The sequence below is a fragment of the Bacillus canaveralius genome, assembly GCF_002860125.1.
GTDB lineage: Bacteria > Bacillota > Bacilli > Bacillales > Cytobacillaceae > Bacillus_BJ > Bacillus_BJ canaveralius.
On sequence record NZ_PGVA01000005.1, the window covers coordinates 87,952 to 101,181 of the forward strand.

Below are 13,230 nucleotides of genomic sequence, written 5' to 3' on the forward strand. Positions count from 1 at the left end.
AAAACGTTCATATAACTACACAAAAAGGATGGCAAACAGATGATTGTGTTATTCGGCATCATTGCCTATTTATTAGGCTCTATTCCAACAGCATTGCTCATCGGAAAATGGTTTTTTAAAATTGACATTCGTGATTACGGCAGCAACAACCCGGGCGCCACCAATACTTTTAGGGTGCTTGGTAAAAAAGCGGCTGTGATTGTTTTGCTTATCGATGTAGGCAAAGGTGCGGCAGCGGCACTTCTTCCAACTTTGTTTGCAGTTGAGGCTGATCCCCTTTACATGGGCCTTATCGCGGTCATCGGCCATTGCTTTCCCCTTTTTGCCGGGTTTCGGGGCGGCAAAGCGATTGCAACCACGGCAGGTGCACTTCTCGTAGCGAATGCCTGGATGTTTCTCACTGCATATATAGCATTTTTTCTGACGATTGCTTTAACAAAGTATGTATTTTTCGGATCCCTGTCCGTCGGAATTTCCTTGTTTATTTATTCAATCATGGAACGAAATGTCGAACATTCAATTATATTTGCACTTTTTAGTTTATTTCTTTTATTCCTGCACCGCACGAACATTCGCAATTTTATTGATAAAAAAGAACCAAAAATCAATGATAAAAATTTAAAAAATGACCGAATCGACTCATTAGCTAAGAAACAATAAAGAAAGGACAGCTGCGTCCTTTCCTTATTTAAACAGTTCTATGGCTGCATTCGTTTCTTTTATAAGCCTAGCAAGCAAGGAAGCGACCGTTTCCCGTTTTGCCATTCTCACTCCCTGGCCAGCCCAGAGAGACATGTATTCTTTATTCTTTAAGGCACCCGCCTGCTTGCGGATTAACCCGGTCAGCTCATTCTGAAGAGGAAACGGCAGCGGTCCTTCACCTGCAGCTTCCATTTCTTCGATAAAAGTGTTGCTGAGTCCTCGTGCAAGCCTTCCGGAAAAAGTTTTCGTCAGGACAGTCTGATCTTCGCTTCCTTCTAAAACCGCCTCTTTATAAACCGGAGCGGCACCACTTTCTGCGCACGCGATAAAGGCTGTCCCAAGCTGAACGCCCGTTGCTCCGAGAAGCAGTGCGGCGGCAATCCCGCGGCCATCCATGATGCCGCCTGCTGCGATCACGGGAATTTGAACCGCATCTACAATCTGCGGAACAAGAGCGATGAGCCCGACAATACCCTTGTTTTCCTCATCAAATGTTCCTCTATGCCCGCCGGCTTCGCTGCCCTGGGCGACAATGAGATCTGCTCCAGCCTCTTCCCACTCAACTGCTTCTTTCACATTCGTGGCAGTTCCAATCAATATGCCGCCAGTCTTTTTATACTCTTTTAAAATGGCTTGATCAGGGATGCCAAAAGTAAAGCTGCAAACCGGAACCTTTGCGCGCAACACTTCTTCTACTTGCTCGGTAAAAAGGCCATGGTAATCCTTCGTTAATTCAGGAAACTGTCCATCTATTTGAAGAAGCTGTTTATATTTGGTTAACAGCTTTTTCATAGCACCTGCTTGGTGCGCGTCTACATCAAGATGAGCAGCCGGCACGAATAGATTGACGCCAAATGGCTTTGCTGTCGATTGTTTTATTTGTTCAATATCATCACGCATCTGTAGCGCCGTTAAATAGCCGGCACCAAGATTCCCAAGTCCGCCCTGGTTGGATGTCTCACTGACAAGTTGAACTGTGGTAATTCCGCCAGCCATCGGCGCCTGAAAGATTGGATAGGTAATGCCCAACAACTCGGTCACAGCATTGTGATGCCATGGCATGTTCTCCATCTCCTTTACTTAATCTCCGGTCAATGTATGGACAATGCTGCGTGCCACCGTTTCCCAAATCTGTTGATCTTCAACATAAGCTTTTGTCAACCTGCCGATCATTCCTTTTTGCTTTTCTTTAAAATCGGGATCTTCCTTGTCAGGCAACTGGGCTCTTTCTTCATCCACTATTTTTTGAATTTCAGGAGCACGCGGACCCCATACTGCTTTTTCTGCCCCATTTTGATCGATGAAAATAAAGATGGGAATCGACCTTGCTGTGCCGTTCGTTAAGTACTGATCCATCAGCTTAAGATTGCTGTCACGCAGCAGGAATCGAACTTCGATGCCGGCGTCTTCAGCAATTTTTACCAGGATTGGATTATTGAGCATCGCATCACCGCACCAGTCTTCTGTGAGGACAATTGCTCGCAATTTCTCCGTTTTTACATTAGTAAGCTTCTCTTTTTCCCGATCCGGAAGAGAAAAGCGGGCCATGATCGAGTCCATCCCTTCTCCATTAACCGCCATACCCTGCCTGTACTGCTCATAGGTTAATCCTTTGTCAAACCACTCTGTTAATGCCATTTTGCTCACTCCTTTGCTTTGTTGAGAATATTTCAAATCATCACTTATAACCACTATATCCATTTGACAATTTTACCGTCAAATTTCCCGCTTTTAAGGTACAATTTAGGTATAAAAGTTCATGACATATATTGAACCATAAATTACCGACTAAACTTTAATATTCGACAAAGGGGTGGTTGAAAAGTGAAAAAGAAATGGGTATGGCGGGGTGGAATCATTTTGCTTGCTTTAGGGATTATGTTTGCCTTTGACCGTTACAAGCTTTACCAGGAAGAAAAACCGCCGCTGCCAATTGTTACTGCTAACGGCAAAGAACTCAAGCCACTGCTGGGTCCTTATCGATGGAACAACCAGAAAGAAAAAAACAAGGACATCACTCCGGGAGATCTTATTCAAGGGAAGAAGCCAGTCCTCGTTGATCCTTTATCTGAATTAAAGATTAAATATGATGAACAGCCGGAAAACATTACTTATGGCTGGTGGGATCCGTATGGACTTGAAATATATTGGGATGGCTACATGTGGAACAACGGAACATTTACGTTCCCGAATCGTCCTGATAGATATACGCAAGCAATCAAGGTAGAATGGGCAAAAGGCGAGGCTACATACATTATTGATGCGGAAGTTGAAAAAAAAGTCTCCTATCAAGAGTTTTTATCCGATCAGAAAGAGACACTGTCTATTTTACAGGTAGAACCTCCGGGAGAAAGTATGTGGGTAAACCTCCCGTTCGAACTTGCAAGCGAGACGATAATGAACGGAACCGCAATGAATATGGATGAATTTATTTCCCAATTTCCCGAGCTTCCGCCTCCCCCGAGTCTGCCGGCATATTTTATTTTCGATCAGGAAAAGCTCATTTTTAACACGGCTGATACGAATGCTTTGATTACGTGGCTAAGCGAAACCCTTGATATAGAGATTGTCAGTCCCAATTGGTATGCTAAAGAAGAAGGCAAGTTTTCTGTCTTAATGATTTTGGATGAGAATGATGACTCTCCGCAAAGATTACGAGAACATGAAAAAATGGCTGTTATCAGCGAAATTCATGTTTTGGCCGAGTCACCGTTTGCTGTCGATAAAGATTTTGATAAACCTCTTTATTATATTTTTGATAATAAAGGAATGCTCTTCAATGCATACACATATGAAGATATGATGATGCTTTTCGAAGAGCACGCAAGATCTTTTCAGTAAGGATAAGATTAAAAAATACTATATTAATAAGTGCTATCGTGTAATGAGAAATAAATGGTAGAATATTTTGTATATAAAAATTATTTATACAATAATTCAAAGGGGGACATCGAATGTCTGATGATGTATTACAGCTGATTTCTATCAGCATTTACATGGCCGGCATGTTATTTATTGGCGGGTATGCTTATCACAGGACAAGCAATTTAACTGATTACGTGCTTGGTGGAAGATCACTTGGTCCTGCTGTTACGGCATTGAGTGCCGGAGCGGCTGATATGAGCGGATGGCTGCTGATGGGACTGCCGGGTGCCATTTATTTAGATGGATTGGCAAGCGTTTGGATTGCCATTGGCTTGACGCTGGGTGCCTACGCAAACTGGCTGTTTGTTGCACCGCGCCTTCGCACTTATACGCAAGTTTCCAACAACTCAATTACAATTCCCGGCTTTTTGGAAAACCGCTTCAAAGATCATACACGCCTGCTTAGAATAGTCTCAGGACTCGTTATTCTTATCTTTTTTACTTTCTATGTCTCTTCTGGCATCGTTTCTGGCGCAGTATTCTTTCAAAGCTCATTTGACTTAAGCTATTATACAGGTTTGGTTATTGTTGCCGGAGTTACCGTTGCCTACACGCTGTTTGGCGGATTTCTTGCCGTCAGCTATACCGACTTTATCCAGGGGTTAATGATGGTGATTGCCTTATTGCTTGTTCCGATTTTTGCGTTTTTTGAAACGGGCGGGCCAGCAGAAACGTTTGCGACGATTCGAACCATCAATCCGACATTGCTTAATTTCTTTACAGGTACAACTTTTATTGGAATTATCTCTGCAATGGCATGGGGACTTGGATACTTCGGCCAGCCCCATATTATTGTCCGCTTTATGGCGATTACATCTGTGAAGGAAACAAAGAGTGCCCGCCTGATTGGAATGAACTGGATGATTTTTTCATTGCTCGGAGCTGCATTTACAGCTTTGGTCGGAATCGCCTTTTTCAATCAAAATGCTGGGTATACACTCGAAAATCCAGAGGCAGTATTTATTCAGCTAGGGCAAATATTGTTCCACCCACTCGTTGCCGGATTTATGCTTGCCGCAGTCCTGGCCGCGATTATGAGCACAGTTTCTTCGCAATTAATTGTCACATCAAGTGCTTTAACTGAAGACATATATAAAGCGTTATTACGGAAAAGTGCTACAGACAGGGAACTCGTCTTTTTCGGGCGCATGGCAGTTCTGATCGTCTCCATCGTCGCCGCGCTTCTTGCCCTTGAACAGGACAACACCATTTTAGATCTCGTTGCATATGCGTGGGCTGGTTTCGGAGCATCCTTTGGGCCTGTAATCCTTTTAAGCCTCTTTTGGAGAAGGATGACAAATTGGGGAGCTCTGTTTGGAATGATTGCGGGAGCGGCAACAGTTATTGCCTGGTCCCTGGCAGGTTATGGCGAGACACTGTATGAAATCGTCCCTGGATTTCTTGTTAACCTGATCGTTTCTGTCGTCGTCAGCATGCTGACCTATAAGAACAATGAAGAAATTAACAAAGAGTTTGAGGAAAGTATCAGGCTGTTGAAAAGTGAATAAACATGAAGAGGTTCATCCTAAACGGGTGAACCTTTTTTATTTGGACTCTAGTTGGTGAAGTTTTCAAGTATATCAATCATTGGGTCAAGGCCTTCTTGTTTTTTTGGATCCCGCTTCTTTTCCTGGGAAATATTAAGTTAATTTGTCGAATAAATCTTAATATTCTTTCAATAAATGATAACTATTATCTTATTAGTTCTATTCACTACTTTTTAATACAACTATTTATTCATTAAAAACCGAACTTTTAGTGACAATAGTCCTATATATCGAACCAAGCGGTATAATCATATCGTATCCGTTTTCATGAAAATACGAAAAATTAATTAAAGTAGCCCATTCCCTGTTGGTCACTTATTAAATTTTCTTCAGATATATTAGAAATCTACAACATAAATGGGATAAAGGAAGGTATTTTTGTGACTCGAAAATTAAATTTCTCTAAAAAAATCTCAGTTAAGTTATTATTATTAATTTCTATTATTATTATCGTCATTAGCACTTCCATCGGGGTTATCAGCTACACTTTCGCTAAAAAAGAACTCATGAACAGTGGCATGCTGGATTTAAAGCATTTGGCGGATGGGGCGATTCCAACGTTGGAATTGCTCAATGAAGATGTGGAATCAGGCAAGATAACAGTTAAACAGGCAAAAGAAAAGGCGAGAGAAATTTTCAATGGGCCTAAAATCGAGAAAGATGGCAAAAAAGTGTATGATTTTTCAAAGACACCATTTTTATACAAGAAAGAAGGCTATCTTTTTGCCTATAACTCCAAGGCTCGTGTTGAAATGCACCCTTCTCTGCCAATCGGCGAAGATAAATATGATACAAAGAACAACACGGGTGAATATGTGATTCGGAATATTTTAAAAGCGGCACGGGCTGAAAGTCTTGAAGATCATTATTATACATATGGATGGACAAATCCTGGAGAAACGAATGAGCGTGAAAAAATGGCTTATTTGGTTTATTACGAGCCATGGGATTGGCATATCGGAGTCGGCGCATATACGGACGAGTTTTATGCCGGAATCGACAATTTAAAATTATTAATCTTGATGATTACGGTCGTCATCACAGTGGCAAGCCTTGTTGTTTTTCACTTTATGGCCAGACCAAAAATACGATTGTTACGTGCTGCTTCCGACGCTTCCCTGCTAATTGCCAATGGGCAACTGAATATTCCCAAGTTGGCTGAATCTGAAGATGAGATCGGGCAGATCGGCATTTCCTTCAACAAAATGTCCGCGGGACTTAAGAGCCAAATGGAAAAGTTACGAGAAACCAGTTCAAGTCTTGTATTCGCGGCAACCGAGCTCTCAGCAGTATCTGAAGAGACAAGCGCAAGCAGTGAGCAAATTGGTGTTGCGATGTCAGAGATTTCAAGAGGTACGGTATCGCAATCCAGTGACATTGAAGAAACAAGCCGAAACATTGAGAGTCTAACAGGATCGATTGAAAAAATGAATGAACAGCAGCATGCTATAAAGGAAATTACGTTACACTCGGACAAAGCCACGAAAAATGGTAAATTGATCATAAATTCGCTTAAGCAATCAAACGAGCAGTCGATGGAAGCCTCAGATAAGATAAGCATGGGTATAACAAGCCTTTATAATAAAATCCAGGATATTTCGCAAATCACCCAATCAATTGAAGGCATCTCCAAGCAGACGAATTTGCTTGCGTTAAACGCAAGTATTGAAGCCGCAAGAGCTGGAGAACACGGGAAAGGGTTCGCGGTCGTTGCAGAAGAAGTAAGGAAGCTTGCTGAGGAGTCAAACCAGGCAGCGAAACAGATTCATAATATGATTCTAGGAATCGAACAAGAAACGGAAGCGACTGTGTTAACAATGGCGGAAACGATCCAACTATCGACTGAGTTAACCGAAGCTGTTTCCAATACAGAATCTGAATTTGCCGAAATCGAAACAGCCGTTCAACAGACAATTACTGCTATTGAACAGTTAAACAGTGAAATTAATACGATTACCGTTCAAAGTGGGGGTATTGCAGCATCCATTCAAAACGTATCTGCCATTTCCCAGGAGACAGCTGCTTCTACAGAAGAAATTACCGCATCTGTTGACGAGCAAATCAAAGCTATTTCAAATATGTCAAGATCAGCTGACAGCTTAACTGCGATAGGTGACGAGCTAAATTCGATTGTTAAGAATTATACTTTCTAAAGTAATGGATGAAAAAAACGCTTAGAATTCCTAAGCGTTTTTCTGTTATAGCTTGATCAATATTTTTGGATTTCTTCAACTAACAGCTTGTTGACGAGCGGCGGGTTGGCTTGGCCTTTCGTCGCTTTCATAATTTGCCCGACCAGGAAGCCAATCGCCTTCGCTTTTCCATTTTTGTAGTCTTCGATCGACTGTGGATTTGCTTCAAGCACTTCATGAATGATTTTGAGAAGTGCCCCTTCATCAGAGATTTGGACAAGCCCTTTCTCTTTCACGATATTCTCTGCGTTTCCGCCTGTTTCAATTAGGTCTTTAAATACTTGCTTGGCTATTTTGGAAGAAATCGTCCCATTTTCAATCAGCTTAATCATGCCTGCCAATCCCTCAGGAGCCAGTGCTGTCTCTGCCAACTCTTTTTGCTCGGCATTCAAGTAGGCTGAGACATCACCCATAATCCAGTTCGATGCTTGCTTTGCATCTGCACCGGCATTCACAGTTGCTTCAAAGAAATCAGCCATTTCCTTTGTAACGGTTAAGACAGAAGCATCATAAGCAGGCAATCCCCATTCCTCGATGTAGCGCTTTTTGCGCTGGTCCGGCAATTCAGGGATTTCAGCGCGAATCCGCGCTTTCCACTCGTCATCGATATAAACATCAAGTAAATCCGGTTCAGGGAAATAGCGATAGTCATCCGAACCTTCTTTGACACGCATTAGTATCGTTGTATTTGTTGCTTCATCATAACGGCGGGTTTCCTGCTGAATCTCGCCACCGGAACGAAGCACTTCTTCCTGGCGCTTTTCCTCATGCTCCAGTCCTTTGCGGACAAAGTTGAATGAGTTTAAATTTTTCAGCTCTGTTTTTGTGCCGAATTGTTCCTGGCCGACAGGACGGAGGGAAATGTTCGCGTCACAACGCAGTGAGCCTTCTTCCATTTTGCAATCGGAAACACCGGTATATTGGATAATCGACTTTAACTTCTCCAAGTATGCATACGCTTCTTCCGGAGTGCGGATGTCAGGCTCAGAAACGATTTCAATTAATGGTGTACCCTGGCGGTTGAGATCGACCAACGAATAGCCTTGTTCGTGAGTCAATTTCCCGGCGTCTTCCTCCAAATGGAGTCGGGTAATGCCGATTTTTTTCTTTTCCCCGTTCACCTCAATCTCAATCCAGCCGTGTTCGCCAATCGGTTTATCAAACTGTGAAATTTGATAGGCTTTCGGATTATCGGGATAAAAATAGTTTTTGCGGTCAAACTTCGTAACCGAAGCAACTTCACAGTTCAACGCCATCGCGGCTTTCATCGCAAAATCGACTGCCTTCTTATTTAACACCGGCAGAACACCAGGATACCCCAGCTCGACTACGCTTGTGTTCGTATTCGGTTCAGCTCCAAAATGATTCGGACTCGCTGAAAAAATTTTCGAGTCAGTTTTCAATTCCACATGTACTTCCAGGCCAATCACCGTTTCAAAGTTCAATCTTCTCACCCCTTACAAATGCGGTTTTTGTTTATGAAATTCAGTTGCCTGTTCGAACGCATAGGCAATCCGGTAGACCGTGCTTTCGTCAAAATGCTTGCCGATGATTTGGAGCCCGAGCGGCAGACCATTTGCAAAACCATTCGGAACAGAGATTCCTGGCACCCCAGCAAGGTTAACCGGAATCGTTAAAATATCATTGGCATACATCGTTAGTGGATCATCGATCTTCTCGCCAAGTTTAAAAGCCGGTGTCGGTGTCGTCGGACCAATAATGACATCATATTTTTCAAACACATCATCAAAATCTTTTTTGATCAGCGTCCGAACCTTCTGCGCTTTTTTATAATAAGCATCATAATATCCGGAACTTAGCGCAAACGTCCCGAGCATAATCCGCCGTTTTACCTCGTCACCAAATCCTTCAGCACGCGTTTTCTTGTAGAGATCAATTAAGTTTTCGGCATCAGGAGTACGATAACCGTAACGGACACCGTCAAAACGGGCGAGGTTAGCTGATGCTTCAGAGGAAGACAGTAAATAATAAGTGGCGAGCGCATATTTGGAGTGTGGAAGGGAAACTTCTTCCCAGACAGCACCAAGCTTCTCTAGCACTTTTAAAGATTCCAGAACCGATTGGCGTGTTTCTTCACCGACACCTTCGCCGAGGTATTCTTTCGGCACTGCAATTTTCAGGCCTCGCACATCACCCGTTAAGGCTTCAACAAAATTCGGTACATCAATATTAGCTGTCGTGGAATCGTGCGGATCATGGCCGGAAATCGCCTGAAGTAAATATGCATTGTCTTCGACTGTACGTGTAATTGGCCCAATCTGGTCGAGGGAAGAGGCAAATGCGATCAGCCCGAAACGAGAAACACGTCCAAACGTTGGCTTTAAACCTACAACGCCGCAGAATGAAGCAGGCTGGCGAATCGAACCACCTGTATCAGACCCTAGTGAAAAGAGAACTTGTCCCGCCGCAACCGCAGCAGCAGAGCCGCCGGAAGAACCACCTGGTACCGTCTCAGGATTCCATGGGTTTTCCGTTTTTTGAAAACCTGAATTTTCGTTGGATGAACCCATCGCAAACTCGTCCATATTTAGTTTGCCGATCGTGATTGTTCCGGCATCCTGTAGTTTTTGTGTAACAGTTGCATCGTAAATAGGGTCAAAGTTTTCAAGGATTTTGCTACCGGCCGTAGTGCGCAAGCCTTTCGTGACAATATTGTCCTTAAGCCCAATTGGCATACCGGACAAAGGACCTTTCAACTCTCCTTGATCATCTAACCGTTTAGCTGCAGCACGCGCATTCTCTTCATCCAGCGTTAAAAAAGCATGAACCTTATCTTCAACAGCTGCGATTCGCTTGTAGGATTCATCAACAAGGTCAGATACGCTGATTTCTTTTTTATTTAATTGTTCATGAAGCTCACAAACCTTCTGGTCAAATAAACTCATGTTTCTCCCTCCTTACTCTAAAATCGACGGAACTTTGAACTGCCCTTTTTCGTGATCAGGTGCGTTTTTCAGAACATCTTCACGCGGCAGCCCTTTTTCTGGCTTGTCCTCTCTCAAGACGTTCTTCATATTTAAAACGTGGGCCGTTGGCTCAACACCGTCCGTATTTACTTCATTTAGTTGCTCAGCAAAGGAAATAATTGCATCCAGCTGTTTTGTGAATTTTTCAACTTCTTCTTCCGTGATTGCCAGTCGTGCCAGGTTGGCAACGTGCTGTACCTGATCCTTAGAAATCCTTGACATACGAGTCACCCCCAATAATGTTCGAACAGTCACAATAATTATGATCATATCAAAATTTGCTTGAATTAAGCAACAATCGGCCGGGTTTTCCCTAGAAAAACTCAGCCGGTTTATATTTTGATAGATCACTGGGCGAAAAAACAAATTTATCCATTGAAGCCAGCCGTATCTTATGATGGGTTACAAGATGTGAAGGGAGCAGCTGAATCCTGAAAAATTTTCAAGAGAGCTTTTGGAAGTTTCATATGAGGGGGAGATGGATTGAAGAAGAATCAGCCTGATTAAAATGTTCCGGTTGAAATAAACCGGGCTCATGCTTCAGCTTTATTTTTTAAAAACTTTATTTAAGAACGAAAAAATTCCTTGTTTCTTGTTTGTTGTTGTATGTTCCGGTTTAGCTTTTTGCTTAATCTCGATATCTTCTTTATCAATTGCATAACTATAGGCGAGAACAAGACCGATCTCTGTATCCTGCTCTTTATTTGTTACGATCGTGTATTCAAGCCTGCACTTTTTTGCAATTTTAATGTATTTGGACAAATCGGCATAATCCATATCTCCATTTAAATAAAGGTGGGCATTTGGATTTTGTTTCATGAGTGTTTCGGCTTCTTCGTATATTCCCGCTTCCCTAATTTGCTGTTTCGTTAACACTCCTACGATCCGTTCACGAAGCGTTCCCAAAAACTTTCGCCGTTCATCCGGCTTCGTTTCCTTCTGGCCATGAATTCCCTGCTGGATATAATCATCCACACTCGATTTTGGCAAGCTGGTCACCTCCCATATCTTAAGGCTACTATTATTTATGCCGTTGCGTCTAAAAAAGTGCTCACTGAAAAGGATTTCCCTATTCGGGTAAAAAAAACCCTTCTCACCTATAAAGAAGTACGGAGATAGTTCCGCGTTCTTTATAAAGCAAGAAGGGATAGATAGGGAGAAATTAGGTAGTGATCAGATTAGATTACCGTTTACGGGTTTAAGAAACAGTAAACTGAGCTTCTTCAGTCGATCCTTTTAAAGCAGTTGTCGACGACGTTCCGCCGGTGATGACCATCGAAACTTGATCAAAATAACCCGTTCCAACTTCACGCTGATGTCTTGTTGCAGTATATCCATGATCTTCACTTGCAAATTCGGCTTCCTGGAGCTCTGAATACGCTGCCATTCCGCGCTCTTTATAGCCGCGTGATAGCTCAAACATGCTATGGTTTAAGGCATGGAAGCCAGCCAATGTGACAAATTGGAACTTGTAGCCCATTTTTCCAAGCTCGATTTGGAATTGGGCAATCGTTTCATCATCAAGTTTTTTCTTCCAGTTGAAAGACGGCGAGCAATTATAGGCTAGCAATTTACCAGGGTATTTCGCATGAATCGCTTCGGCAAATTGTCTTGCTTCCTCGATATTAGGCTCTGATGTTTCGCACCAGATCAGATCTGCATATGGAGCATAGGCGAGACCGCGGGCGATTGCCTGTTCCAATCCCGCTTTCACTCTGAAAAATCCTTCCGGAGTACGGTCACCCGTAATAAATGGTGCATCATATGGATCCACATCGCTCGTAATCAAATCAGCTGCATTCGCATCTGTCCGCGCGACCACTATCGTTGGGACCCCCATGACATCCGCTGCTAAGCGAGCCGCAATTAAATTGCGGACGGCTGTTTGTGTTGGCAATAATACCTTACCACCGAGATGACCGCATTTCTTTTCGGAAGACAGCTGGTCCTCGAAGTGAACACCTGCAGCACCTGCTTCAATCATCCCTTTCATTAATTCGAATACATTTAACTGGCCACCAAAGCCTGCTTCTGCATCCGCAACAATTGGTGCAAACCAGTCAATCGAGTTGTCACCTTCAGAATGATAGATTTGGTCGGCTCTTTGCAATGCCTGGTTAATCCGCTTTACCACGCTCGGCACGCTATTCGCAGGATACAGGCTTTGATCGGGATACATATGCCCGGAAAGATTGGCATCGGCAGCCACTTGCCAGCCGCTTAAATAAATCGCTTTTAGTCCGGCTTTTACTTGCTGGACTGCCTGATTTCCGGTTAAAGCGCCGAGGGCATTCACAAAATCCTCTTCTTTGACAAGGTTCCAGAGCTTTTCTGCTCCCCGGCGCGCTAAAGTATGTTCAATATCAATTGAACCGCGCAGCTTGATCACATCCTCTGCCGAGTACGGACGGGTAACCCCCCGCCAGCGTGGATCCAGTTCCCAGCTTTCCTGCAACTCTTGCACTCTTTGATCTGTCATAACTGTTTTCCTCCTAAAAATGGTCTATTAAACTATAAAATCACATAACCTTTGTAAAGTTATGAATTCAACAACCTTTAGCGGAACTTTTTGAACCATCTTACCCTCCAATTATCTTTGTTATAATACAATAAATTTAATCATGTTTGTATTATATAACAGAGTTTTGAAATTGCAAACTGTTTTTATGTGATTTTTCAGAATTTTATTTCGACAAATTTCTTCTGTATATTTTTACGCTAAACCAAGATTTGCAACTTAATTCAACCAAAAATAAAAAACCGACTGAAAAAAAGCCGGTTTGCGTAATATGATTTATTTTTTAATAGAAAAATACATGAGTGTTGATTATCCATAATTAGACAAACCTATCCCGTTATTCGTACTGTACTTACTTA

Annotated in this window: 11 protein-coding genes; 4 read left to right on the top strand and 7 right to left on the bottom strand. The window is 42.7% G+C overall.

Features of this window, described 5'->3' with window-relative positions:
• Positions 1-39 precede the first annotated feature (39 nt).
• Positions 40-660, top strand: a complete 621-nt coding sequence (plsY, locus tag CU635_RS04035) for a glycerol-3-phosphate 1-O-acyltransferase PlsY (protein WP_101575895.1) — start codon at positions 40-42, stop codon at positions 658-660.
• A gap of 24 nt (positions 661-684) precedes the next feature.
• Here plsY and CU635_RS04040 read toward each other — a convergent pair whose 3' ends face one another.
• A complete protein-coding gene (locus CU635_RS04040) occupies positions 685-1,764 on the bottom strand; it encodes an NAD(P)H-dependent flavin oxidoreductase (protein ID WP_101575896.1) in 1,080 nt (359 codons plus the stop codon).
• 18 nt (positions 1,765-1,782) lie between these two features.
• Positions 1,783-2,340, bottom strand: a complete 558-nt coding sequence (locus tag CU635_RS04045; protein WP_101575897.1) for a thioredoxin family protein — start codon at positions 2,338-2,340, stop codon at positions 1,783-1,785.
• Between the two features lie 186 nt (positions 2,341-2,526).
• On the opposite strand from CU635_RS04045, the gene CU635_RS04050 reads away from it, so the two are divergent.
• The 3 genes from CU635_RS04050 to CU635_RS04060 all read left to right on the top strand — a co-directional run bounded on the left by CU635_RS04050 (position 2,527) and on the right by CU635_RS04060 (position 7,327).
• Positions 2,527-3,543: a hypothetical protein gene (locus tag CU635_RS04050; protein ID WP_101575898.1), complete on the top strand. Its 1,017-nt coding sequence runs from the start codon at positions 2,527-2,529 to the stop codon at positions 3,541-3,543.
• A 113-nt stretch (positions 3,544-3,656) separates the two neighbouring features.
• Positions 3,657-5,135, top strand: a complete 1,479-nt coding sequence (gene putP / locus CU635_RS04055; protein ID WP_101575899.1) for a sodium/proline symporter PutP — start codon at positions 3,657-3,659, stop codon at positions 5,133-5,135.
• 557 nt (positions 5,136-5,692) lie between these two features.
• Positions 5,693-7,327: a methyl-accepting chemotaxis protein gene (locus CU635_RS04060; protein ID WP_425427501.1), complete on the top strand. Its 1,635-nt coding sequence runs from the start codon at positions 5,693-5,695 to the stop codon at positions 7,325-7,327.
• A gap of 56 nt (positions 7,328-7,383) precedes the next feature.
• Here the strand turns inward: CU635_RS04060 and gatB are convergent, their stop codons facing one another.
• From gatB to aceA, 5 genes are all read right to left on the bottom strand, one after another.
• Complete coding sequence (gatB, locus tag CU635_RS04065; protein WP_101575901.1) at positions 7,384-8,811, bottom strand: Asp-tRNA(Asn)/Glu-tRNA(Gln) amidotransferase subunit GatB; 1,428 nt, start codon at positions 8,809-8,811, stop codon at positions 7,384-7,386.
• A gap of 12 nt (positions 8,812-8,823) precedes the next feature.
• The gene (gene gatA / locus CU635_RS04070; RefSeq protein WP_101575902.1) at positions 8,824-10,272 is read right to left on the bottom strand and encodes an Asp-tRNA(Asn)/Glu-tRNA(Gln) amidotransferase subunit GatA; all 1,449 of its coding nucleotides are present in this window, start codon (positions 10,270-10,272) and stop codon (positions 8,824-8,826) included.
• A gap of 12 nt (positions 10,273-10,284) precedes the next feature.
• A complete protein-coding gene (gene gatC, locus CU635_RS04075; protein ID WP_101575903.1) occupies positions 10,285-10,575 on the bottom strand; it encodes an Asp-tRNA(Asn)/Glu-tRNA(Gln) amidotransferase subunit GatC in 291 nt (96 codons plus the stop codon).
• Between the two features lie 324 nt (positions 10,576-10,899).
• Positions 10,900-11,343: a YueI family protein gene (locus CU635_RS04080; RefSeq protein WP_101575904.1), complete on the bottom strand. Its 444-nt coding sequence runs from the start codon at positions 11,341-11,343 to the stop codon at positions 10,900-10,902.
• Between the two features lie 208 nt (positions 11,344-11,551).
• Positions 11,552-12,832, bottom strand: a complete 1,281-nt coding sequence (gene aceA / locus CU635_RS04085; RefSeq protein WP_101575905.1) for an isocitrate lyase — start codon at positions 12,830-12,832, stop codon at positions 11,552-11,554.
• Positions 12,833-13,230 lie beyond the last annotated feature (398 nt).

Coding starts and splice junctions, on each gene's coding strand:
- plsY (WP_101575895.1), top strand. CDS start 40: ATGATTGTGTTATTCGGCATCATTGCCTATTTATTAGGCTCTATTCCA.
- CU635_RS04040 (WP_101575896.1), bottom strand. CDS start 1,764: ATGCCATGGCATCACAATGCTGTGACCGAGTTGTTGGGCATTACCTAT.
- CU635_RS04045 (WP_101575897.1), bottom strand. CDS start 2,340: ATGGCATTAACAGAGTGGTTTGACAAAGGATTAACCTATGAGCAGTAC.
- putP (WP_101575899.1), top strand. CDS start 3,657: ATGTCTGATGATGTATTACAGCTGATTTCTATCAGCATTTACATGGCC.
- CU635_RS04060 (WP_425427501.1), top strand. CDS start 5,693: ATGCTGGATTTAAAGCATTTGGCGGATGGGGCGATTCCAACGTTGGAA.
- gatA (WP_101575902.1), bottom strand. CDS start 10,272: ATGAGTTTATTTGACCAGAAGGTTTGTGAGCTTCATGAACAATTAAAT.
- gatC (WP_101575903.1), bottom strand. CDS start 10,575: ATGTCAAGGATTTCTAAGGATCAGGTACAGCACGTTGCCAACCTGGCA.
- aceA (WP_101575905.1), bottom strand. CDS start 12,832: ATGACAGATCAAAGAGTGCAAGAGTTGCAGGAAAGCTGGGAACTGGAT.